Source organism: Flavobacteriales bacterium (assembly GCA_016779995.1).
Lineage (GTDB): Bacteria > Bacteroidota > Bacteroidia > Flavobacteriales > UBA7312 > UBA8444.
Map to the genome: position 1 here is coordinate 1 of JADHMO010000007.1, position 23,452 is coordinate 23,452.

18 protein-coding genes are annotated in these 23,452 nt (G+C 35.4%); 9 read left to right on the top strand and 9 right to left on the bottom strand.

Going from position 1 to position 23,452, the window contains the following annotated elements:
- Window positions 1-24: 24 nt before the first annotated feature.
- Entirely contained in the window at window positions 25-540 is a 516-nt protein-coding gene (locus ISP71_05730) for a methyltransferase (GenBank protein ID MBL6663589.1), read from the top strand.
- A gap of 56 nt (window positions 541-596) precedes the next feature.
- Here the strand turns inward: ISP71_05730 and ISP71_05735 are convergent, their stop codons facing one another.
- The gene (locus tag ISP71_05735) at window positions 597-1,046 is read right to left on the bottom strand and encodes a hypothetical protein (protein ID MBL6663590.1); all 450 of its coding nucleotides are present in this window, start codon (window positions 1,044-1,046) and stop codon (window positions 597-599) included.
- Window positions 1,047-1,088: 42 nt separating this feature from the next.
- Complete coding sequence (locus ISP71_05740; GenBank protein MBL6663591.1) at window positions 1,089-3,068, bottom strand: dehydrogenase E1 component subunit alpha/beta; 1,980 nt, start codon at window positions 3,066-3,068, stop codon at window positions 1,089-1,091.
- 190 nt (window positions 3,069-3,258) lie between these two features.
- On the opposite strand from ISP71_05740, the gene ISP71_05745 reads away from it, so the two are divergent.
- The 3 genes from ISP71_05745 to ISP71_05755 are packed head-to-tail and all read left to right on the top strand — an operon-like array spanning window position 3,259 to window position 6,275.
- Complete coding sequence (locus ISP71_05745) at window positions 3,259-5,082, top strand: sulfatase-like hydrolase/transferase (GenBank protein ID MBL6663592.1); 1,824 nt, start codon at window positions 3,259-3,261, stop codon at window positions 5,080-5,082.
- A complete protein-coding gene (locus ISP71_05750) occupies window positions 5,072-5,944 on the top strand; it encodes a diacylglycerol kinase family lipid kinase (protein ID MBL6663593.1) in 873 nt (290 codons plus the stop codon). The genes ISP71_05745 and ISP71_05750 overlap by 11 nt, the downstream gene beginning before the upstream one ends.
- Window positions 5,937-6,275, top strand: a complete 339-nt coding sequence (locus ISP71_05755; GenBank protein ID MBL6663594.1) for a translation initiation factor — start codon at window positions 5,937-5,939, stop codon at window positions 6,273-6,275. Before ISP71_05750 ends, ISP71_05755 begins: the two co-directional genes overlap by 8 nt.
- On the opposite strand, the gene bshA is transcribed toward ISP71_05755, so the two are convergent.
- The 3 genes from bshA to ISP71_05770 form a co-directional block, all read right to left on the bottom strand.
- Window positions 6,272-7,408 carry an N-acetyl-alpha-D-glucosaminyl L-malate synthase BshA gene (gene bshA, locus ISP71_05760; protein MBL6663595.1) on the bottom strand — a complete coding sequence of 379 codons (1,137 nt, stop codon included), beginning with the start codon at window positions 7,406-7,408 and terminating at the stop codon, window positions 6,272-6,274. The two genes, ISP71_05755 and bshA, sit on opposite strands and share 4 nt — an antisense overlap.
- Window positions 7,408-10,344 (bottom strand): serine hydrolase, encoded by a 2,937-nt coding sequence (locus ISP71_05765; protein MBL6663596.1) that lies wholly within the window; start codon window positions 10,342-10,344, stop codon window positions 7,408-7,410. Before ISP71_05765 ends, bshA begins: the two co-directional genes overlap by 1 nt.
- A 77-nt stretch (window positions 10,345-10,421) precedes the next feature.
- Window positions 10,422-11,306 (bottom strand): universal stress protein, encoded by an 885-nt coding sequence (locus ISP71_05770; GenBank protein MBL6663597.1) that lies wholly within the window; start codon window positions 11,304-11,306, stop codon window positions 10,422-10,424.
- 42 nt (window positions 11,307-11,348) lie between these two features.
- On the opposite strand from ISP71_05770, the gene ISP71_05775 reads away from it, so the two are divergent.
- The gene (locus ISP71_05775; protein MBL6663598.1) at window positions 11,349-12,191 is read left to right on the top strand and encodes a nucleoside phosphorylase; all 843 of its coding nucleotides are present in this window, start codon (window positions 11,349-11,351) and stop codon (window positions 12,189-12,191) included.
- A 1-nt stretch (window position 12,192) separates the two neighbouring features.
- Window positions 12,193-13,047 carry a transglutaminase family protein gene (locus ISP71_05780; GenBank protein MBL6663599.1) on the top strand — a complete coding sequence of 285 codons (855 nt, stop codon included), beginning with the start codon at window positions 12,193-12,195 and terminating at the stop codon, window positions 13,045-13,047.
- A 2-nt stretch (window positions 13,048-13,049) separates the two neighbouring features.
- Here ISP71_05780 and rny read toward each other — a convergent pair whose 3' ends face one another.
- The 3 genes from rny to ISP71_05795 form a co-directional block, all read right to left on the bottom strand.
- Complete coding sequence (rny, locus tag ISP71_05785; protein MBL6663600.1) at window positions 13,050-14,588, bottom strand: ribonuclease Y; 1,539 nt, start codon at window positions 14,586-14,588, stop codon at window positions 13,050-13,052.
- A gap of 220 nt (window positions 14,589-14,808) precedes the next feature.
- On the bottom strand, window positions 14,809-15,090 hold the full coding sequence (locus tag ISP71_05790) for a cell division protein ZapA (protein ID MBL6663601.1): 282 nt from the start codon (window positions 15,088-15,090) through the stop codon (window positions 14,809-14,811).
- Window positions 15,091-15,103: 13 nt separating this feature from the next.
- Window positions 15,104-15,385: a hypothetical protein gene (locus tag ISP71_05795; GenBank protein MBL6663602.1), complete on the bottom strand. Its 282-nt coding sequence runs from the start codon at window positions 15,383-15,385 to the stop codon at window positions 15,104-15,106.
- Between the two features lie 132 nt (window positions 15,386-15,517).
- Here ISP71_05795 and ISP71_05800 point away from each other — a divergent pair, with 132 nt between their 5' ends.
- Window positions 15,518-17,221 carry a M23 family metallopeptidase gene (locus ISP71_05800; GenBank protein ID MBL6663603.1) on the top strand — a complete coding sequence of 568 codons (1,704 nt, stop codon included), beginning with the start codon at window positions 15,518-15,520 and terminating at the stop codon, window positions 17,219-17,221.
- Between the two features lie 3 nt (window positions 17,222-17,224).
- Here ISP71_05800 and ISP71_05805 read toward each other — a convergent pair whose 3' ends face one another.
- Entirely contained in the window at window positions 17,225-17,638 is a 414-nt protein-coding gene (locus tag ISP71_05805; GenBank protein MBL6663604.1) for an arsenate reductase ArsC, read from the bottom strand.
- 105 nt (window positions 17,639-17,743) lie between these two features.
- Between ISP71_05805 and ISP71_05810 the strand changes: the two genes are divergently transcribed.
- The gene (locus ISP71_05810) at window positions 17,744-20,200 is read left to right on the top strand and encodes a TonB-dependent receptor (protein ID MBL6663605.1); all 2,457 of its coding nucleotides are present in this window, start codon (window positions 17,744-17,746) and stop codon (window positions 20,198-20,200) included.
- A 44-nt stretch (window positions 20,201-20,244) separates the two neighbouring features.
- Window positions 20,245-23,442, top strand: a complete 3,198-nt coding sequence (locus tag ISP71_05815; protein MBL6663606.1) for a M1 family peptidase — start codon at window positions 20,245-20,247, stop codon at window positions 23,440-23,442.
- Window positions 23,443-23,452: the final 10 nt, after the last annotated feature.

A 23,452-nucleotide genomic window follows, 5' to 3' on the forward strand; every position in this document is an offset into this window, starting at 1 on the left:
GAGGAAATTCCTTAAAATAAAACTATGAAAACGATACACGGACATTCTGAACGTCATCAAATGACTTTAGCTTTTTTAAAAAAGCACATGCCTACACAATCTAAAATTTTAGACTTAGGTACTCCTACGGATTTATCTAAACTAATCAATGACTATGGTTTTGTTCTACAAAACACCAATGGAGAAAACTTAGACACTGACTACCAAGCTTATCTAGATACTGGTGTAGATGTAGTTACTGCCTTTGAAATTTTTGAGCATATGTTGGCACCGTTTAATATTCTAAAAGACCTTAAAACCGATAAATTAATCGCCTCTGTACCTTTGAATTTATGGTTTTCATCTGCCTACTGGGGAGCTGATGAGTGGGACAAACACTATCACGAATTTGAGAAGAAACAATTTGACTTCTTACTGGAACAAACGGGCTGGAAAATAAAGGACAGTGAAATGTGGGCGTCTTATAAGAATGAAATCGGTATCCGTCCACTACTGAGGCGTTTTTACCCAAGATACTACATCGTCTATTGCGAACGATAGACCACAAAAAAAGACCACTAAAAGTGGTCTTTTCTATTATGTTTTATGTTGTATATCTAGTAATTTACAGAAGCCGAGAATTGTAACATTACTCTAGCTTTTTCACCGTTTTGGTAGCCTGGAAGAACGAAGTTCAAGCCTTCTACGGTTTCGGTAATCATAGTATTTAGTGTATTTTCTAAAGCAAGTTTTTCTTGCTCGTTTTCGGCATTAACAAAAACACCTCTTAGCAACTGAACGTTGGAAACGCTACCGTCTTTTTCTACCACTAAGCTTATTACACATTTGGTAATTTTTCCAGTAGTTTCATCCAAAACAACAGCAGATTTAATGTAATCCGATAACTGCTTCATAGTGCAGGGATAAGGTGCATCGGCATAGTTTGGGTCTTCACATTGTTGAAAAACAGGCATAACTTCAGCACGTCTTAAAATATCGTCTGAACTAGACTGGGCTAGAGAAACAAATGACAAAACTGTCAAGCAAAAAGCGAATATAACTTTCATAAATTTTGGGGTTTAAATGAATTTACAATTTACGAATATTTCTTAATAAGCCAACAAGTCGTTTAGCTTTTGCTCAAAGCTTTGTTTAGCTAAGAAATTATCTTCTAGATTTTTAGCAAATGGTACAGCGGTATTCAGACTTGCCGAACGCATAACTGGGGCGTCTAAGTATTCAAAACAATGTTCGCTAATCAATGCCGAAATATCAGCCCCAAAACCACCCATTTCGCAATCTTCGTGCAGTATAATGACTTTTGCTGTTTTCTGTACAGAAGCAAAAATGGTATCGGTATCTAGTGGCACTAAGGTGCGTAAATCTATGAGGTCGGCGGAGATATGTGGTTTTTTTTCCAACACTTCCAATGCCCAATGTACACCTGCTCCGTAAGAAACAATGGTCACCTCTTGCCCCTCTTTTAGTAGATTGGCTTTGCCAATTTCTAGAGTATAATAATCGTCATTAACCTCTTGATAGACACTACGGTACAAGGCTTTGTGCTCGAAGAACATGACTGGGTTAGGGTCTTCAATAGCTGCTGCTAATAAACCTTTGGCATCAGCAGGAAAGGCTGGATAAACTACCTTTAATCCGGGGGTATGCGTAAACCAAGCCTCATTGGATTGGGAATGAAATGGCCCTGCTCCTACACCAGCTCCTGTAGGCATACGTACCACTACATCGGCGGCTTGTCCCCAACGGTAGTGTACCTTAGCCAAATAATTGACAATGGGGTTAAATCCTGAGCTTACAAAATCGGCAAACTGCATTTCCATAATGGCTTTATAGCCATTGATGGACAAGCCCATAGCGGCACTAACAATTGCCGATTCGCAAATGGGCGTATTGCGTACCCTTTCTTTGCCAAATTCATCAATGAAGCCATCTGTAATTTTAAACACGCCTCCATATTCGGCAATGTCTTGTCCCATCACTACGGTATTGGGGTACTTTTGCATAGACTGTTTTAAACCATCGGAAATGGCATCTACCATACGTATATTGGTGGTGGTGCTGTTGGCTGGTGGCTGTTCCTCAAAATCAAAAGGACTGTACATATCTGCCAATTCTTGCTCAGTACTAGATTTAATTTCTTCTTCAGCAAAGGCCGTATCCAAAGCACTATTAATGTCTGCTTTTATCTGTGCTTTGATGTCTTCTATCAGCTCGTTTGTAAGTAGCTTTTCTGATATTAAAAATTGTTCGTAATTGTGTACTGGGTCTTTGTCTTGCCACTTGTCAAACTTCTCTTGAGGAACGTATTTTGTACCTGAGGCTTCTTCGTGTCCCCTCATTCTAAAGGTCATACACTCCAACAATACAGGCTTAGGTTTTTTTTGTATTTCTGCCCTTAACTGAGAAATAGTTCTGTACACTTCCAAAAGGTTATTGCCGTCTATGGTATAGCTTTCCATACCAAAGCCTTTGCCTTTATCGGCTATTTGTTGGCATCTGAATTGTTCATTGGTAGGTGTTGACAAGCCGTAGCCGTTATTTTCTACAATAAAGATAACGGGCAAATCCCAAACGGCGGCTACATTCAAAGCCTCGTGAAAATCGCCCTCAGATGTACCTCCTTCTCCAGTAAATACAGCTGTGACTTGTTTGTTGTCTTTAAGTTTATTGGCTAAGGCTATACCGTCTGCTACACCCAATTGAGGGCCTAGATGCGATATCATACCGACTACCTTATGTTCCTGACTGCCAAAATGAAAAGAACGGTCTCTACCCTTAGTAAAGCCGTTCATCTTACCTTGAAACTGAGAAAACAAACGATTTAAAGGAACGCCTTTAGTGGTAAAAACACCTAGGTTTCTGTGCATAGGCAAAATGTATTCTTCTTGTTCCAAAGCCGAAGAAACACCAACAGCGATGGCTTCTTGGCCTATACCAGAAAACCATTTGGATATCTTGCCTTGACGTAACAGAATGAGCATCTTCTCCTCTATCATTCGCGGCTTAAGAATGGATTTGTACAAGTCCAAAAGTTGCTCGTCAGGGATACCTTTTCTATTGAATACCATAAAACTTTATTCCTTCATTAAGTGAGTAAAAATAGAATAATTCGTTACTTTGTGCAATAAATTTCATGCAATGAATTGGGAAAATATCATTATCATACTTTTAGTGCTTTCGGCTGTAGTTTATCTGATTAAAACTTTGAGAAAGCCTAAATCCAATTGTGGCGACGATAGTTGTAATTGTGAATAAACTATGAGTATTTCTCACTTACTTACTTTTCTAAAAAAGGTCTTAACCTTATGTCTTATTTATAGCTTAAGTCGGTTAGCATTTTATTTCTATAATTTTTCTGATAGTGAAGTAAGTCATCTATTTTTAGCATTCCTAGAGGGCATTCGCTTCGATATATCGGCTATTTTGTATATCAACCTACCCCTTGTGTTGCTATTCATTATTCACTACATTTTACCCCAATCCAAGATTTACAATCGTTTTATAAGTGCTGTTTTTATTCTAGTCAATACGCCCTTTATACTTCTCAACAACATCGATATTGTCTTTTACGCTTTTAACCTCAAACGCAGTACCATAGACTTTTTTAGCTTCATCACTAAAGACGATTTTTTTGGTGTTTACCTCAAGTATATCTTAGAATACTGGCCCGTAACTTTGTTGTTCATGGCACAAATGCTAGTGTTGTGTTATACACTAAAGCTACCTAAAGCTATTCAGCGTAAACCCATGGACCTCCTACTCCTTGTTTTTCTCGTTGGTAGTATCGTCTTGGGCTTAAGAGGTGGCACTCAACTCAAACCCATCAAAACCATTAATGCTGGTGTGCTTTCTTCTTGTAACGAGTCCGATTTGGTGCTGAATACGCCTTTTACAATACTTCATTCTTACCAACAAAATAGCTTGCAAGCTTATACTTACTTTGATGCCGACCAAACTAATTATTACAATACCCTTCACCGTTACGAATCCGATGGCTTCAGCAAACAAAATGTCGTTATCATCATCTTAGAGAGTTTCTCTAAAGAATTTGTAGGCTATTATAACGACGGTCAAGGCTATACCCCTTTTCTGGATAGCTTAATGTCCACAGGATTGGTCACACAAAATGCCTATGCCAATGGCGTACGTTCTATAGAAGCATTACCTGCTATTACTGCCTCTATTCCTTCGCTAATGACAGAGCCATTCATCACTTCATCTTATGCCAATAACAACTACACTAGCATAGCGTCTATCTTGTCTAAAGAAGACTATCACACCTCCTTTTTTCACGGTGGACAAAAAGGAACTATGGGCTTTTATGAATTTTCTAAAAAGGCTGGATTTACCGACTATCACGGTAGAGAAGAATTCAATGACGATAGGCATTACGATAAGCATTGGGGTATATATGACGAGCCTTTTTTCTCCTATTTTGCTAAGCAATTAAATACCATTGAGAAGCCATTTCTAAGTGTCTTTTTCTCTCTCACTTCTCACCCACCATACCACATACCAGCAAAGTACGAAAACCGATTTCCTAAAGGGGAATTGGATATACACGAAAGTATAGCCTATTCCGATAATGCCCTAAGAACATTTTTCCAAACTGCCCAACAGATGGATTGGTTCGATAACACCTTATTTGTCATCACTGCTGACCATACTTCGCCCCTTTCTAACAAGCTAGCTTACAAAAATAAAATCGGTAGATATGCTGTGCCTCTGCTATTTTGGAAAAGCGATAGCACACTAAAAGGTTCAGTTGAAAATACTAGCCAACACATAGACATCTTACCCACCGTATTGGACTTGATAGGATATGAGCAAGAATTTTTTAGCTTTGGTCAATCAATATTACAAGGACAAGACTTGGCTGTATCCTTTCTAAAAAACGAATACCTAATGATAACACAAGATGGATATCTAGTGAATAAAGACGAAGTCTATACCACCTATAAGGATAAAACATTGAAAGAGAGTATGCCCAATTCTCCTGCTCTTGTCAATCGGTTAAAAGCTATCAAACAAGGCTTTAATAACTCTATGATTACTAACCAAATGAGTGTCTATGAAAATTAGATTTATCATCAATCCCATCTCTGGTAAAGCCCAACATAAAGGTATAGAAAGTCGCATTGAAAAGCACCTTGACTTGAACAAATTTGATTTTGACTATTTCTATACTGAAAGAGCAAAACATGCTACCGAATTGGCGCAACAAGCAGTAAAAGATAAGATAGATGTGGTAGTAGCCGTTGGTGGCGATGGCACTATGCACGAATGTGCTAAGGGATTATTAGGAAGTCAAACGGCTTTAGCAGTACTGCCTTGTGGTTCTGGTAATGGTTTTGCTTTTCATTTTGGTATGGAAAGGGACATTGACAAAGCCATTAAGCAACTTAACATTTCGGATTTCAAAATCATAGATAGCTGCACAGCTAACGGACTGCCCTTTTTTAACGTTTCTGGTGTAGGCTTCGATGCTCATATCGCTCACCTTTTTGCAACGACTAAGGTAAGGGGCTTTTCATCTTACGTCAAATTGGTCTTGCGTGAGTGTGCCAACTACCCAGCTCAAGATTATATCCTAGAATACGATGGTAAAAAAGAAGTGTATAATGCTGTCATCATTTCATGGGCCAATGCGACTCAGTTTGGAAATGGTGCTCAGATATCGCCTGAAAGTAAAGTAGATGATGGTTTAACAGAAATTTGTGTCTTGAAAGACTTTAGACGTTATCTAGTCCCTGTATTGTTGTATCGTCTATTTACAGGCAAAATACACCAGTCTAAATACATGACTATCATCAAAACCAAAAGCATAACAATAAGTTGTCAAAATGGCCAAAGCCACCTCGATGGTGAAGGGCACGACCTTGGCAAAAAAATACACATAGATACCCGTCCTAAAACATTAAAAGTATTTATTCCTTATGGCTAAAAAGAAGAAAAATAAAATCGGCGTAATGTATTCTACCAATTCCAATTTTGAGTACGAATACGAAAGCGAAGAAGAAACACTAGCTATCGAAAATCAACGCTTAGAAGTTTGGATTGATAAAAAAAATAGAGGCGGTAAAGTGGCTACTATCGTCAAAGGTTTTGTAGGTCAAGAGAGTGACTTAAAAGACTTAGGAAAAGCTCTAAAATCGGCATGTGGTGTGGGTGGTAGTGCCAAAAATGGAGAAATCATTATTCAAGGTAATGTTCGAGATAAAGTAATGGAACTACTGCAAAAGAAAGGCTATCACTGTAAACGAGTGGGTGCTTAATGCTTTACTAGAGAAAGGTATAACTTCTCATATACAGGCACTATCTTGTTAAGCTCGAAGTTTTGGGAATGCTCTAAGGCATTGGTTTTAAAACGGGCTAAAGTGTCTTTGTCTTTAAGGATAGACAATACACTAGCTATCATACCCTCAATATCCCCTACTTCATTTAAAAAACCCGTTACACCATTTTTGTTGACCTCTGGCAAACCACCAACATTGGAAGATACTACCGCTACTGCTGATGCCATAGCTTCAAGAGCTACCAAACCAAAACTTTCTTTTTCAGAAGGTAAAAGGAAAACATCCGATATGCTTGTTATCTGTTCTATACGCTTGGATTTACCCAAAAAGAAAACCTTATCGGAAATGCCTAGTTCTCTAGCTAAATTTTTTACTTGATGCAATTCAGGACCATCGCCAACCATTAGTAGCTTGGCAGACAATTGCTGTTGTACACCTTCAAAAATACGAATGACATCGTCCACCCGCTTGACTTTTCTGAAGTTAGAAATATGAGTGATTATCACTTCGTCCTTTTCAGCAAATTGAGCTCTCAATTCAATATCCTCAGCAAAACGGTATAAAGTAGGGTCTATGAAGTTGGGAATAACTTCTATATTCTTTTTGATATCAAAAAATTGATAGGTATCCTCTTTTAAACTTTCCGAAACAGCCGTCACCGCATCGGATTGGTTTATGGCAAATTCTATGACTGGCTGAAAAGATTTATCCTTGCCCAATAAAGTAATATCCGTACCGTGTAAAGTGGTAATAAAAGGTAAATCTATATTTTTGGTCTTCAATATTTGTTGGGCAGAAAAGGCTGCCGAAGCGTGTGGTATAGCATAATGCACATGCAAAATATCTAACTTTTGATTGATAGCAACATCTACCAATTTACTAGAGAGTAACAATTCGTAAGGAGCGTATTCAAATAGTGGATAGTCAGATACAGATACTTCGTGATAATACATGTTTTTAGTAAACCAATCCATTCGAACGGGCTTACTGTATGTAATGAAGTGTATTTCATGTCCTTTTTCAGCCAAGGCCTTACCTAGTTCAGTAGCCACAATACCACTACCACCAAAGGTAGGATAACAAACTAAACCTATTTTTAACGATTTGTGCATCAATTAACGGTTCTTATAGCATCATAAAAGACTTGCATAATTTTGGTCCTCACATCCATTTCCAACAATTTTTTGTTTTCTGAAGTAGGATGTATTCGATTGGACAAAAATACATAAACAAATTGTTCATCAGGGTCAGCCCATACTAAAGTACCCGTAAAGCCACTATGACCAAAGGCTTCTGAAGAAGGAGAACAATCACAGGCTGGCCCACCTTCTTGCCCTTCTAAAACGGCTTTATCAAAACCAGCACCTCTCCTATTTTCATCCTTACAAAACTGACATTTAGTAAATTGATTGACGGTATAGTTGTGGAAATAGCGTTCGCCACCATAGTATCCTTTCTGAAGTAGCATTTGCATAAAAATTCCTAAATCGTTAGCATTTGAAAAAAGCCCAGCATGACCACCCACGCCACCTAGCATGGCAGCACCCATATCATGCACATCACCTTGCAAAAGCTGACTCCTAAAGTAATAGTCAAATTCGGTAGGCACTATACGACTGCTATCGAATCGGTTTTTTGGTAAAAAACCCATAGTATTTAATCCTAATGGACTGTAAAATTGTTGGCTTACAAAATCTTGAAAGGCTAAGTTGGTTTTATGCTCAATAATATCTTTAAAAATATAAAAACCCATATCGCTGTATTTGTATGTTTTGGGCTTGAGTTTAGTAGCCAATATTCGAGCCATAATGCTGTCTGGATAGCTTTTATGTAAGAAAATGCCATCGGCAACTTTTACAGAAAATGTATCCGAATAAACTGTGCTATACAATGTGTCACGTAAAGAACCATCCTCCTCTAGTGTTTGCTTGTAAAATGGTATCCAAGATGCTAGACCTGATTGATGAGCTAGAATTTCTCGTATTGTTAGATTTTTCTTGTTGGAGGTATCAGCTAGACTAATATAATGTTGTAAGGAGCTATCCAAATGCATTTGTCCATTTTCTTCCAAATGCATCAATGCAGGGACAGAGGCAATTATCTTGGTCAATGAGGCTAAATCATAAATATCCGAATTCTCTACAGCTTTATTTTTCTTGTAGGTATGGTGTCCATAGCTTTTATTGTAAAATACTACACCGTCTTTGATAGCTAAAATTTGACAACCTGGTGTAGCTTCTTTTTCTATAGCATCTAAAGCTATACTATCTATTTTTAGTAGTAATTTACTATCTATCCCCAAACTTTCAGGAAAATCGTATTTAAGACGTGAGGGTTTAGTTGTTAATCCAAAACCTTCGTCAAAATGTTTGTTGGAAACCGGTAAAGTGGCATCTGCCCCTATTCCACCAAAAATAAGCTGAGCAGCATAAAATTGAGCCTCATTCGAATTTTGATAAGCCATAAGTAAGCCGTCAAAAGAATAGGTCATCAGTAAATCACTAATAGAATATGGGTTGGCAAAAACACTTAAAACTACTTTGGATTGTAGGGCTAAAGTTTGTAAAAATAAATCCGTATTCTGATGGATGCGGTAGGATTTCCAAGCGTGTTTATTGGATTTGTGAACACTAGCAATTACTAGATTGAATTGAGCCAGTGAATCCAACATCTTTTTTCTTTCTTTATCGCTGTGTTGCTCACTAAGATGAAAGGTCTTAATAGGGGCGTAATTGGACAATGTTTGTTGGAATTGATTGGACCGTTCACCAATAGAAACAAGGGCGATATTTAAGGTGTCCAATCGTTTTAAAGGCAACAAATCATCAGTATTTTGTAAGACAGTCATAGACTTTTCTACTAACTTTCGATTTAATGTCTCATACCTTTTAATATTCAAATCTTGTATTATATTAGTGGAGTTAAGGTGTATCCTTTCATCTAATCCAAACCATTTTTTTGCCATTAAAATTTTTCTACAACGGCTATTGATTTCCTCCTCACTAATGGCTTTATTGATTATAGCTTCTTTGATTTTTTCAATGGCTTTAGGCACATCTTCAGCAAAAAGTAAGACATCGTTTCCTGCTAAAAGTGCTTTCAAATCCACCTCACCAGGTTCATAAAATTGACTGACTCCTTTCATATTCAATGCATCAGTAAATACTAAGCCTTTAAATGCTAAAGTATCTTTCAATAAGTCTTTAACTACATTAGGAGATAAGGTCGAAGCTAAAGAGTCGGTATCATCTAGGGCGGGAATGTGTAAATGTGCTACCATAACACTCCCAAGTCCTTTGTCAAATAAAGTTTTAAATGGAATTAAATCCACCGTATCTAATCTTTCGTAAGAATGATTAATAGTGGGAAGTGTTTTATGAGAATCTGAATCAGTATCTCCATGACCAGGAAAATGTTTGGCACATGCCATAACACCACCATCTTGTAAGCCTTGCATGTATGCCAAAGACTGTTGAGCAACACGGTATGGATTTTCTCCAAAAGAACGGTTATTTATTATGGGATTCTTAGGATTAGAATTAACGTCAACAACAGGTGCAAAATTGATGTGAACGCCTAACCTTCGGCATTGCTCAGCAACATCTAATCCCATTTGATAAATTAAGCTATCATTTTGAATAGCACCTAAAGTCATTTGCCAAGGATAACGAATAGTACTATCAATACGCATAGACAATCCCCATTCAGCATCTTGAGCAATCATCAAAGGCACTTTGCTTAAAGATTGATAGGTATTTGTTAAATGCAATTGTCGAATAGGACCACCTTGCATAAACATTAAACCTCCGATGTGGTATTTACTGATTAGGTTTTCAATCTCTTGCTGATGTGACACGCCCTTATTAGAATAGGCAGCAACCATGAATAATTGGGCTATGCGTTGTTCTAAAGTTAATGATGACATCACTTGATTTACCCAAGTAGTATCTGTGTCGTAAAATGGCGGATTTTGGATAGGGGTATCTTCTTGGGAATTAAAAGCCAAGAAAGAAAAAATAAGAATTAAAAGTGAGCTAAGAAGTTTCATAAAATTAGTGAACGAACAAAATTAACAAATGCGTATTGCTAATATTCAAAATTTCAAAAAGTTTATGAACAAAAAAGTTATTGAATGGTAAAAGAAGAGGTGTCTTTTTTAGCAGCAGGCCTTATACTCATTACAGGAATATCCGATTTATTAATTAATTTTCTAGCGTTAGAGCCTATGAAGTTTAAATCTAAATTCTCTTCTCCTTTAGTCATTATCATAATCAAATCAGCATTAATATCCTCAGTGTATTTAACTATAGAACCTGAAAAACTTGCAGAAGAAGATATTTCTAAAAGTTCAGTACTGCATTCAACTCCCTTCGAAGTGATGAAGTCACTAACCTGAGAAAGCTTTCTGTTAAGCTTATTTTTTACAGAATCGTCATCATCTGAATAAGACACTGAAAATGCTCTAACTTCTGAATTAAATAACCTAGCAAATTGAATAGCATTGGTTACCTTTTCACGAGTTTCTTTATTTAAATCTAAAGGAAGTGCAATCAAATCACAAGCTTTTCTTATAGACTTGCCCTTTATAGTAATAACTGGGCATGGTGCTGACCTTACCACATTATTGGCGTTGGAACCAATAAACTTTTTCTTGATGTCTTTTGGAGTTCCATCTGTACCCATTACAATTAGACTAGCACCAATTGATTCTGCAATATCAGTAATCTCGTCATATATCTTTCCAGAAGATACTAAACACTTCACTTCAGATACACCATCGCAATATTTATTACTCAATTCAACGAGATTTTCTCTTAGCTTCTCCTTAAATTGTTTCTGTTTTTCTTCATAATCTGAAAATATCTTTTGTAATGCTGTTGGCATTTCAACTACCGATAGAAGAAACAATTCAGAATTTGTATGTTTGGCAACGATAACTGCTTGTTTTAAAGCAACTATGGATTGATTAGTAAAACCAATTGGGACAAGAATTATATCTTTAGAAGTCATAATTATTATAGCTTTGTTAGTGCAAAAGTAAACAAAAAGAAGATGAAATCGAATGCTAAAGATATAAAAGGAGTTTATCACCTCAATTTACTACCAAAACACATATCTAAGGATATATTCTTAGTTGGCGATCAAAGTAGAGTTAGTGAAATTTCAAAACACTTTGATAAAATAGAATATCAAATTACTAACCGTGAATTTGTTACTCATACTGGATATATTGGCGAAAAAAGAATAAGTGCTATATCTACTGGTATAGGCACAGACAACATAGATATTGTACTCAACGAATTAGATGCCTTAGTAAATACGGATTTGGAAAGTGGTCAAGAACTAAAAGAAAAGACTAGCCTTAATCTAGTTAGACTAGGAACATCTGGCACCATACAAAAAGACATAAACATAAACTCCATTGTCGTTTCATCTTATGGTTTAGGCATTGACAATTTGATGCATTTTTATGCTAATAACCAATTCGATTACGAAATTCAAAATGCTGTTGACCAACAATTACAGTGGCCTACTTCCCTATCCAAACCCTATGTTTATGCTGCAAACAAAGATTTGCTAAATAAATTTGAAGGTTTTACTCAAGGAATAACCATTACAGCACCTGGCTTCTACGCGCCCCAAGGTCGTCAGATGCGAATACCTTTCGCCATTAAAGATTTGCACCAAAGAATGCTTAATTTTAATCATAATGGTATAAAAATCACTAACTTTGAGATGGAGACTTCTGCTTTGTATGGCTTAGGAAAATTAATGGGGCATAATTGCCTTACACTTTGTACAATTTTAGCCAACAGAGCAACTAACCAACGTTCCACTAACTACAAAAGTGCTATTGATAATTTAATTGTTCAAGCACTAGATAAATTAGTTTAAAATGAATGAAAAAGAATTAAATGCTTTAATTAGTCTTTTAGAAGATCCTGACAAGGAGGTATTTGATTCCGTCAAATCAAGACTTGTAGAGTTAGGTATCGAAGTGTTGCCCGAACTCGAAAATGCTTGGGAAAGCAACTTTGACAGCTTAGTTCAAGATAGAGCCGAAAAAATCATTCATGAAATACATTTTAGAGATATTGTTAAATCCTTAAAGAAATGGATTCAAAAAAAGGATAAAAATCTTCTTGAAGCCTGGTTTATAATTAGTAAGTACCAATATCCCGATATTGACGAACAATTTTACAGAACAAAAATTTATAATCTTGTTTATCAAATCAACTTAGAGGTTGAGAAAAGTTATTCTGAACTAGAAAAAATATCTGCTTTTAACAGGGTCTTTTTTACACAAAATGGATTCAGAGGAAATGTACGCAACTTTCAATCAACAGACAACTCTTTCATCAATACAGTCATTGATAAGCGTAAAGGCAATCCCCTATCGTTATCTATGCTTTACATTATTATTGCTGAACAAATAGGTCTGACTATCTGTGGTATAAATATGCCCAAGCATTTTATCATAGGTTTTGAAGATGAAAATGAGATAAATGGAGACCCTATAAAATTTTATATCAATCCATTTAGCAAAGGCACAATACTAAATCGTCAAGACTTAGAGGTTTTTTTGAAAAGAGAAAAACTCAAAGAAGAATCTAAGTACTTTACCCCTTGTGGCAATAGTGCAATTATCAAACGATTGTTGAATAACCTACTGCATTCGTTTACATTTCAGTCTAAGAAAGAAAAAGCTCAAGAGATAATTACCCTCATCAGACTTTTTAAATCATCTTAAACTTATTTAGCAAAATTTACCGCTCTTGTTTCTCTGATAACAGTTACTTTAACTTGACCAGGGTAAGTCATTTCTGTTTCTATCTTTTGAGATATTTCAAAGGATAGCTTTTCTGCGTCGGTATCCGATACTTTCTCACTCTCAACAACGACTCTCAACTCACGACCAGCTTGTATAGCATAAGATTTTAAAACACCAGGATAAGCAAGTGCTGTGTCTTCTAACTCTTTAATACGCTTGATATAAGATTCTACAATCTCACGTCTAGCACCCGGTCTTGACCCTGAAATAGCATCACAAACTTGTACTATTGGCGAAATCATAGACGTCATCTCTATTTCGTCATGGTGAGCACCAATGGCGTTACATATATCCTCTTTTTCACCGTATTTTTGAGCTAATTTCATTCCTAAAATAGCGTGTGGCAATTCTGGTTCATCATCAGGAACCTTACCAATATCGTGTAACAAACCAGCTCGTTTGGCAGCTTTAGAATTTAAGCCTAATTCAGAAGCCATAGTAGCACACATATTAGCGACCTCTCTAGAGTGTTGCAATAGGTTTTGACCATAAGAAGAACGGTATTTCATACGCCCTACCATTCTTATCATTTCAGGATGTAAACCGTGAATTCCTAAATCTATAGATGTTCGTTTACCAATGTCAATAATTTCTTCTTCAATTTGTTTTCTGGTCTTTTTGACAACCTCCTCTATTCGTGCAGGATGTATTCTACCATCTGTAACCAATTTATGTAGTGCCAATCGAGCGACCTCTCTCCTAACTGGGTCGAAGCATGATAACAATATAGCATCAGGAGTGTCATCAACAATGATTTCTACTCCAGTAGCAGCCTCTAGAGAACGAATATTTCTTCCCTCTCTACCGATTATTCTACCTTTGACATCATCGCTATCAATATTGAATACTGATACTGAATTTTCGATAGCTTGTTCTGTCGCTACTCTTTGTATGGTTTGGATTACAATTTTTTTAGCGTCTTTGCTTGCCGTCAGTTTAGCTTCTTCGACAATTTCTTGAGCATACGCTAAAGATTTTGTTTTTGCTTCGTCTTTTAAGGCTTGTACTAATTCTTCTTTTGCTTCAGCCGCTGATAAGCCAGAAATGGTCTCTAGTGCCTCAACTTGTTTTTCAAGCATTTTATTAGATTTTTCTTCTTTTTGCTTGAGTACATCTAACTGTCTAGAGATAGAATTTCTGATTTCATCTAATTTCTTCTCCTTATTGCTGACATGATTTAGCTTTTGAGAAAGCTTACTTTCCTTTTCTTTCACTCTAGATTCAGCATGAGCTATCTTTTGATTTCGCTGATTGATAACCTTCTCGTGTTCAGATTTTAGTTCGATAAATTTTTCTTTAGCTTGAAGAATTTTATCTTTTTTTATCTGTTCAGCTTCTTTTTTGGCTTCGGATATGATTGAATTTGATTGCTTTTTTGAGTTGTAGCTAATAACTAAATACGCTAATACACCACCAACTAAAACTCCCGTAAGCGTCATCAAAATTAAAATTGAATTCATTGTTTTAAGTTTAAAATTAAATACCCACATCAAACGATGAGCTGATAAACTCCTTTAAAAAAATGAATGAGGTAGCTACACAATCGCAAAAGTCCACTGTTCTATTAAGAAACCATAAAGGTTGAGGCCGGTTTTTGAAGGCATAAGTCAGTCCTCGAATTTAAACGTGTTGAGTTTAAAAACTGGATTGAATGACGCGGGTATTATGTAAAGAACATTTTTACAAGTGACTATCGATAATAGATTCTATTGCCAATAACTGATCTTCAAGGCTACTATCAACTTTAACCTTTTGCTCATCTCCAAGTACTTTTACAGCCATTTCAAGCAAACACATACTCAGTAAATCTTGAGTGTCTCGAGCTTCAAATTTAGCTTCATAAAGCTTCAGCCTATCTTCGATAGTTTTTACTGCCTTTCGAACACCTTCCTCATCCTTCCTATTTATGGTAAGAGGATATACTCTGTTGGCTACTGTTACTTTAATTTTAAGTTGTTGCATAAAAAGATTTCAATCATTTATTTAACAAGGCAATGCATTTATCTATTTCTCGCACTAGCTCATTTATTTTTTGTTTAGCCGCTTTATTATCCCCTTGTTCACCCTGAATAGAAGATGAAAGCTTCAAAACTTTATTTTTTTCATTCAATTGTTGGATAGTTTGGTTATGCTCATCTAATTGTTTAGACAATACATCAACCTTCTGATTTGAGGCGTTTAACTCCTCTTTAAGTTGCTGATAGTTAGCGAGTAATAACTCTAACTTGTTATGTAATCTCTCAATAGTAGCTTTCATATTCAGCAAAAAATATCCTCAATTGATATGAATAACAAAGGTAACATTGCAATACTTAAATACAAAGTATTACGTTAATTTTTATAGTATTATTTTTGCAAATATTTATTGACCTAGTAAAGATTATAATTAATGCATAAAATTTATTTTGTTGCTGTAGTGGTGTTGTTTAGTTTAGTTAGTTTTGGACAAGAACATCCTCAAGACTTTCATCCTCCTCTAGATATTCCATTGGTGTTATCAGGTACATTTGGAGAATTGCGAAATAATCATTTTCATGCAGGTATCGACATTAAAACCCAAGGGCAATCTGGTTTAAAAGTTTATGCTATAGCTGACGGCTATGTTTCTAGAATAAAAGTTTCTCCTTGGGGCTATGGCAAAGCCATTTACATCACACACGATAATGGCTACAGTTCGGTTTATGCCCATTTGATGCGTTATACTGGTGCCATTCAAGATTATGTTATTAGCAACCAATACAAAAACCAAAGCTATGACATTGAATTATTTCCAACTAAAGATGAGTTAAGAGTAAAGAAAGGCGAGATCATTGGACTTTCTGGAAACACAGGCAGTTCAGCAGCTCCTCACCTCCATTTTGAAATTAGAAATAGTCAAAATCAATACCCACAAAATGGTTTACAATTTGGTTTTGATATTACTGACAATATTCCACCAGTCATAAAAGAGTTAAAAGTTTATTCTAAGGCAAAAAAGACCGTTATTGATGGTGATAATGAAGATAAGATTTTTCTAGTAAAAGGTTCCGCTAAGAATTGTTACATCGACAAAACTATCGAGGTCAGTGGACCATATGCTTTGGGTATAAATACTTACGACTTATTGAATAAAGCCAACAATAAAAACGGGGTGTATTCCATTGAAGTCTTGGTAGATAGTCAGTTAATTTATTCCCATACTATGAAGGAATTTGGTTTTCATGAAACACGTTATATCAACTCTCATTTGGATTATTCTGAAAAAGTCACAAACAAAAGAAAGTTACACAAGTGTTTTCTTGAGCCTAACAACAAATTATCCATATACGATTATGTTGCCAACAAAGGAATTATTAACCCTAAAAATGGTACGCAAAAAGTGGTGATTAGAGTAAAAGATGTTTATGAAAATGTGTCTGAATTGAACTTTAATGTCAAGAAATCCGAGCAGGTTTTATCCAATAACAATATTAAAGATACCGTTAAGTTCACATCTGTTTTTCCTTTTGAAGAACAAAATAGTTTCGACAATGAACTACTTTCCATAGAAATACCTAAATATTCCTTATACGACACCTTATTCTTCACATATAAAGTTTTTGAAGACTCAAGTGATATTTTTCATTCTCCTATACATTGTATTCACAATGAAGAATCTACTGTTCATAGTCCCTACGCTCTATCGGTAAAAACAACAGTGCCTGATAGTTTGGCGTCCAAATCATACATCTGTAAACTCAATAAAACAGGTAAACCGAACTATGTTGGCGGCAATTACAAAGACGGAAAAATTTCTGTAAAAACGCGTTTATTCGGTAATTTCACTGTAGCCATAGACACCATTAATCCAATTGTAAAAGGTCTAAATATATATCCAGGTAAAACGATGAAAAGTTCAACCTTAAAAATGACCATTAAAGACGAAGAAAGTGGTGTTAAAACCTATTCAGCCACAATCAATGACGAATGGGTATTAATGGAATATGAGCCTAAAAATAATAAGCTTACTCATTATTTTAAAAAAGATTTAAAAGCTGGAAAACATGTCTTTAAATTGGTTGTTTATGATTCGGTAAACAATGCTACAGAATACCAAGCTGTTTTCTACAGATAAAAATCAAAGATTGTGAACAGCACTCGTGCAATAAGAAATTATTTCATCCCTAACCTTTTCATAAACTAGCATTTTTTCTTCGTCACTACCTTCAGCATCTGCAGGGTCATTGAAAGAATGGTGTATTCGTTGTGTAGCATTTTGAAAGTATGGACAATTATCTTTTGCATGGTCACAAACTGTAAAGACATAATCGAATTGTAAATGTGCATATTCATCCATAGTATTGGAAGTATGCCCCTCTAAAGAATAACCTTTGTTCTCCATTGCTCGTTTCATGTAAGGATTGATACCATGAGCCTCTACACCAGCACTGTAAACTTCAAATTGTGACGCACTTAGCATATCTTTGAGGACAACTTCCATCATCTGAGAACGACAAGAATTACCAGTACATAAAATCAATATTTTTTTCATAGATACTATATCTAAAAATTATAAGTTATTCTATTGACGCCAAATTTAAAATAAATGTGCTTATCTAAAATAATTTAATATGAATATTAATACATTTGCGAATCTATGTTAAAAGGTGTTTTCAGGCATTCATTAATACTAATTTTATTCCTTTCCTATAATGGTTTTGGACAAAATGTTAATGGAGTAGTAAGCACTTCAGAAAAATTTTTTCTTCAAGGTGTAAATGTTAGTGTCATTAACCAATCTAAAGGCACAATATCAGATGGTAACGGAAAATATTCTATCGATGTTTCGGCCAATAGAGAGCAAGAGTTAAGTTTTTCTTTTGTAGGCTACAAAACCAAAATTGTAAAACTCCCTATGCTCAAAAAGGGACAAAATTACGAGCTTGATATTACCTTAGAAAACCTTGGAGTATCTATAGATAATGTAGAAATAGAAGACCAAAAAACACGTTCTAATACCTTTGAAAAGGTAGATGCTAAGCACGCTGTCACAATTCCTACTGCTAGTGGAGGTGTTGAGGGATTAATCAAAACTTTACCAGGTGTTAATTCTTCGACAGAATTAAGCTCTCAATATACTGTTAGAGGTGGAAATTTTGACGAAAACCTAGTTTATGTCAATGGTATAGAAGTGTATCGCCCATTTTTAATACGTTCTGGTCAACAAGAAGGTCTGTCGTTTGTAAATTCAGACCTAGTATCATCCATACAATTTTCAGCTGGAGGATATGCCGCTAGGTATGGTGACAAGATGTCTTCTGTTCTAGATATAACCTATAAAAACCCTAAAGAGTTTGGAGCATCGGCAACCTTGAGTTTGCTAGGTGCAAATTTACACCTTGAAGGAGCTGATAAGTCTAAAAAATTATCATATTTGATAGGGGCACGTCATAAATCCAACGCCTATTTGTTAAATAGTCTTGAAACTAAAGGAGAATACAAACCAAGTTTTAGCGATGTTCAAGCCTTTGTCAATTACCAAATCAGCAATCGCCTATCCTTTAATACTCTATTCAATTACTCCAACAACAAATACCAACATATTCCTGCTAATAAAACCACCCGTTTTGGTACAATTAGCGTTCCCTTAGAATTACGTATTTATTTTGAAGGACAAGAAATAGATAAATACGAAACCTTTTTCAATGCCTATAACCTCTCTTATCAAGCCAATGAACACCTAAAAACTGACTTGACGCTAACTGCTTTTCAAACCTATGAAAGCGAAACTTTTGATATTCTTGGTCAATATTGGCTATCTGAAGTTGATAACGACTTGGGGTCAGAATCATTTGGAGAAGCAAGTTTTAATATTGGCGTAGGCTCTCACCTCAATCATGCTAGAAACTACCTTCAAGCTGTCGTCTATAATTTAGAGCATAAAGGAGTCTATTTCAAAAATGACTTTGAATTTCGATGGGGAATAAAAGGACAAAAAGAACAAATTAAAGATGAAATCAACGAATGGACATTAATTGATTCTTCTGATTATTCATTACCTCACCCAGTAGATTCTGTAGGCATAGGTCTGCAAAACCCAACCTCTTTTGTTTTGGACGAATCACTTAGAACTTCCATTGATTTGGATTCATACAGATATAATGCATTTATGCAATTTGAACAAAAATTAGGTCGGTTTAATCTGAATTCTGGAATAAGAACTTCCTATTGGACACTTAATGAAGAATACCTATTTAGTCCTAGAGCATCACTTTCTTATCAGCCCTTATGGGATGAAGACATCGTTTTTAGGTTTGCAACAGGATACTACTATCAATCTCCATTTTACAGAGAGCTAAGAGATTTTAACGGTAATTTAAATACCAATATTAAATCTCAAAAATCCATTCATTATGTTCTGGGTAGTGATTATAATTTTAAAATTTGGCAACGTCCTTTTAAGTTAGTCACTGAACTGTATTATAAAGATATTACCGACCTCATTCCCTATGAAGTAGAAAATGTTAGAATTCGTTATTACGCCAATAACAATGCTGTGGGTTATGCAAAGGGTATAGATTTAAGACTCAATGGTGAATTTGTTAAAAATATTGAGTCCTGGGCTAGTGTATCTATTTTAAGTACAAAAGCAGACATTCTAGACGATAGTTATACCGATAGCGAAGGAAATACTATAGAACCAGGCTATTATGATAGACCAACCAATCAATTGGTTAATTTCAACCTATTCTTTCAAGATTATCTTCCCAAAAACCCTAACTTCAAGATGCATCTCAATTTGGTTTACGGTTCACGCCTACCACTTACTGCTCCTGGCAGCTATAAAGGTCAGTACAATTTTACCATTCCAAACTATAAAAGAGTAGATATTGGTTTTTCTGCTATTCTTAAAAAAGAAGGTCAAGAAACAAGAAAATTCAACCCTTTCAAATTTACCAAATCGACTTGGATAAGTATGGAAGTCTTCAATTTACTAGATATAGACAACACCATCTCTTTCTTATGGGTAAAAGACACCAATGGTTATCAGTTTGGTGTTCCTAACAGACTAACTTCAAGGCTAATCAACCTAAAACTTCACATAGAAATCTGATTGATTTTTCTATCTTTGCGACTTAAAATCTAAGACAGTTTTTCATGAGGTTATTTTTCATTTTATTAGCTATTTTATCTAGCACAATTTCGTTCTCTCAGAACATATACAATCCACTTAGCAAACCTAACACCTACAATCAAGCAGACAATCCAAACTACTGGAAAAATAAAGCACCTGCAGGCTATTGGCAACAAGATGTACACTACACCATTATTGCTAACATCGATGAAACCAAAGATATTATTGATGCCACAGAACAATTGGTGTATTGGAACAATTCTCCTGATGATTTAAATGAATTGTATTTTCACTTGTATCAAAATGCCTTTACCCCCAATTCGTATTGTTCAGAACTTCATAATCAAAACCAAAAAGAAATAAGTTATGGTAGGTACGAAAAACAAGGTCTAGGTACAGTAGTAAAAAACCTTAAAGTCGATGGTAAATTAGTAGAGACAATATTAGACAATACCATTTTGAAAGTTATTCTAAATGAACCACTAAAAAGTGGTGATAAGATTACTATCAATATGGATTTTAAAACCTATTTTGATACGGGTTCTTTGAGAAGACGAATGAAAACCTTTAACGCCTTTGGCAATACTCATTATGATGGTGTGTTGTGGTATCCAAGAATTGCCGTTTACGATAAAAAATTCGGTTGGACTAAAGACCAACACCTAGGTAAAGAGTTTTATGGTGACTTTGGAACATTTGATGTGGAACTAACTTTTGCATCGAATTACATTGTTGAAGCTACTGGAGCTCTTCAAAACAGAGAGGAAGTTATGCCAGCTAGTCTAAGAGAAAAATTAGACATCAAGAATTTTGCGAATAAACCTTGGAACTCACCCCCTAGCATTATTATTCCTTACGATAGTCTTTCCAGAAAAACATGGATATATCACGCTGAAAATGTTCACGACTTCGCCTTTACTGCCGACCCAACATACAGAATTGGTGAAGCCGAGTGGAATGGCATTAGAGCCATTTCTTTAGTACAAGAGCCACATGCCTCAAGATGGCAAAATGCTGCTGACTTTGCAGCTAAAGTTATTCAGGTTTTCTCTGAAGATATCGGTATGTACGTTTATAACAAAATCATTGTTGCTGATGCTAGAGATGGTATGGAATACCCCATGATTACACTAGATAGTGGTAGTGACCCTGGCTATAGAGGATTATTAGCTCACGAAATTGGACACCAATGGTTTTATGCTCAAGTAGGTTCTAATGAAACTTACAGAGCTGCAATGGATGAAGGATTTACTCAGTTTTTAACTGCTTGGGCATTAACAAAAATTGATGGGGATTATCTAGTTAGAGAAAAGCCAAGTAGCAAATACGGCATACGTTTTACAAAAGACGTTAAAGCCATAGACTCAAGAGTATATTATGCTTATTTACGAGATGCAACTAAATACAATGACCCTGCTTTAAACACGCATTCTGATGATTTTGGTAGCGCACTTGGTCATGGTGGAGGATACCGCCACGTTTATTACAAGACAGGTGCTATGCTATATAATCTTCAATACGTTTTGGGTGATGAACTCTTTTTAGAAGCTATGCAACACTATTTTCAAAAGTGGAAAATGGCACATCCCTATTTTGAAGATTTTAGAGAGTCTATTATAGAATATACCAAAGTAGATTTAAACTGGTTTTTTGACCAATGGTTAGAAACCAGTAAAACTATTGATTACAGCATTGATAATGTAAAAAATATTGTTCAAGATAAATATGAAATTACTTTTGAACGTAAAGGCGAAATGCAAATGCCTATTGATTTTAGTGTTTTTGCTAATGATGGAAAAGAGTACAAATACCACATTCCAAATCATTGGTTTGTAAAAAATACCGATGCAACGGTATTAAACAAATGGCACGCTTGGGGTAAATTGTATCCTAAATATATTGCAACTGTAGAAATTCCATCTGGTATAGAACGTGTCGTTATTGACCCTACTAACCGACTAGCAGACAAGTATATGTTAAATAATGTTAGTAAAGTACCAATGGAGGTCGATTTCGATTCAAGGGTTTGGAATATTCCAGATTGGAAGCAATACGAACTAAACGCAAGACCAGATGTATGGTATAATAATTATGATGGTGTTAAATTAGGTTTTCATATTAATGGAGATTATATGAACTACCACCATAAAGTAGATGCTAACGTTTGGCTAAATACGGCTTTCCTTCAAGATTATAATTATTATGATTATTATCAAAATGAATATAACCCATTCTCCTATCGCTTTAATTATAATACAGGCTTAGATAAATTCAGTAAGCATACAGATATCACTTTACATAGTAGATTGCTAGATGGATTAAATCTAAATAAAATTAAAATGAAGAAATACGATTATTCTAAAAAGAATATGTTTTATGCTTCATTTAAAAGTATGTACCGAGCCAAAGAATCAGACTTAAGATATACCAATTATAAAGTTTGGGAAAGTGAAAAATTCAATAATACTGCATCTTTTGGGTGGACGCATTCTTATAATTACAAAGGAGGTGATGGTGAACTTAACTTAGAATTAACGAGTTCATCTGTAGGAAGTGACTATGATTATTCTAAGGTAGTTCTAACTTCCGTACACAAGAGTAAATTAGGAAAATTACAACTCAACACGCGCTTATTTGGTCAATACGGTAGTGGAACGAATTGGGCTGGAGAATCAAGGCTTAATCTTGCAGGTGCTAATTCCGAGGAATTAATGGAAAATAAGTTCACTAGAGCAGAAGGTTTCATTCCTAATCAATGGCTTGGTTATGGAAGCACCACCAATCATTTTCAAATGGGTGGTGGCTTAAACCTCAGAGGTTATGCAGGTTATTATGCTCCGGAGATAAATGAAGATGGCAATTATTTACTCTCTTATAACGGGACTTCAGGTGCTTCAATAAGTGCTGAATTAGAGTTTCAGAATATCTTTTCATTAAATAGAATTTTTGGCTTACCATTCAAAAGTTATCTCTTCGCCGATGCTGGTGTGATAAACACTACAGAAATAACAAGAGAAAATTATAAAGAAGCTTTTTCAAAGGTACGCTCAGATGCTGGATTAGGTTTTGCTCTAACCTTTAATGAATGGGGACCTTTACAAATGATAGAGCCCATAACTTTGAGATTAGATTTACCATTTTTCTTAAATAGATACCCAAGTATTGACGAAGGTTATTTTCAGACCAATAGGTTTGTTGTAGGAATCGGCAGAACATTTTAACCATTAGTTT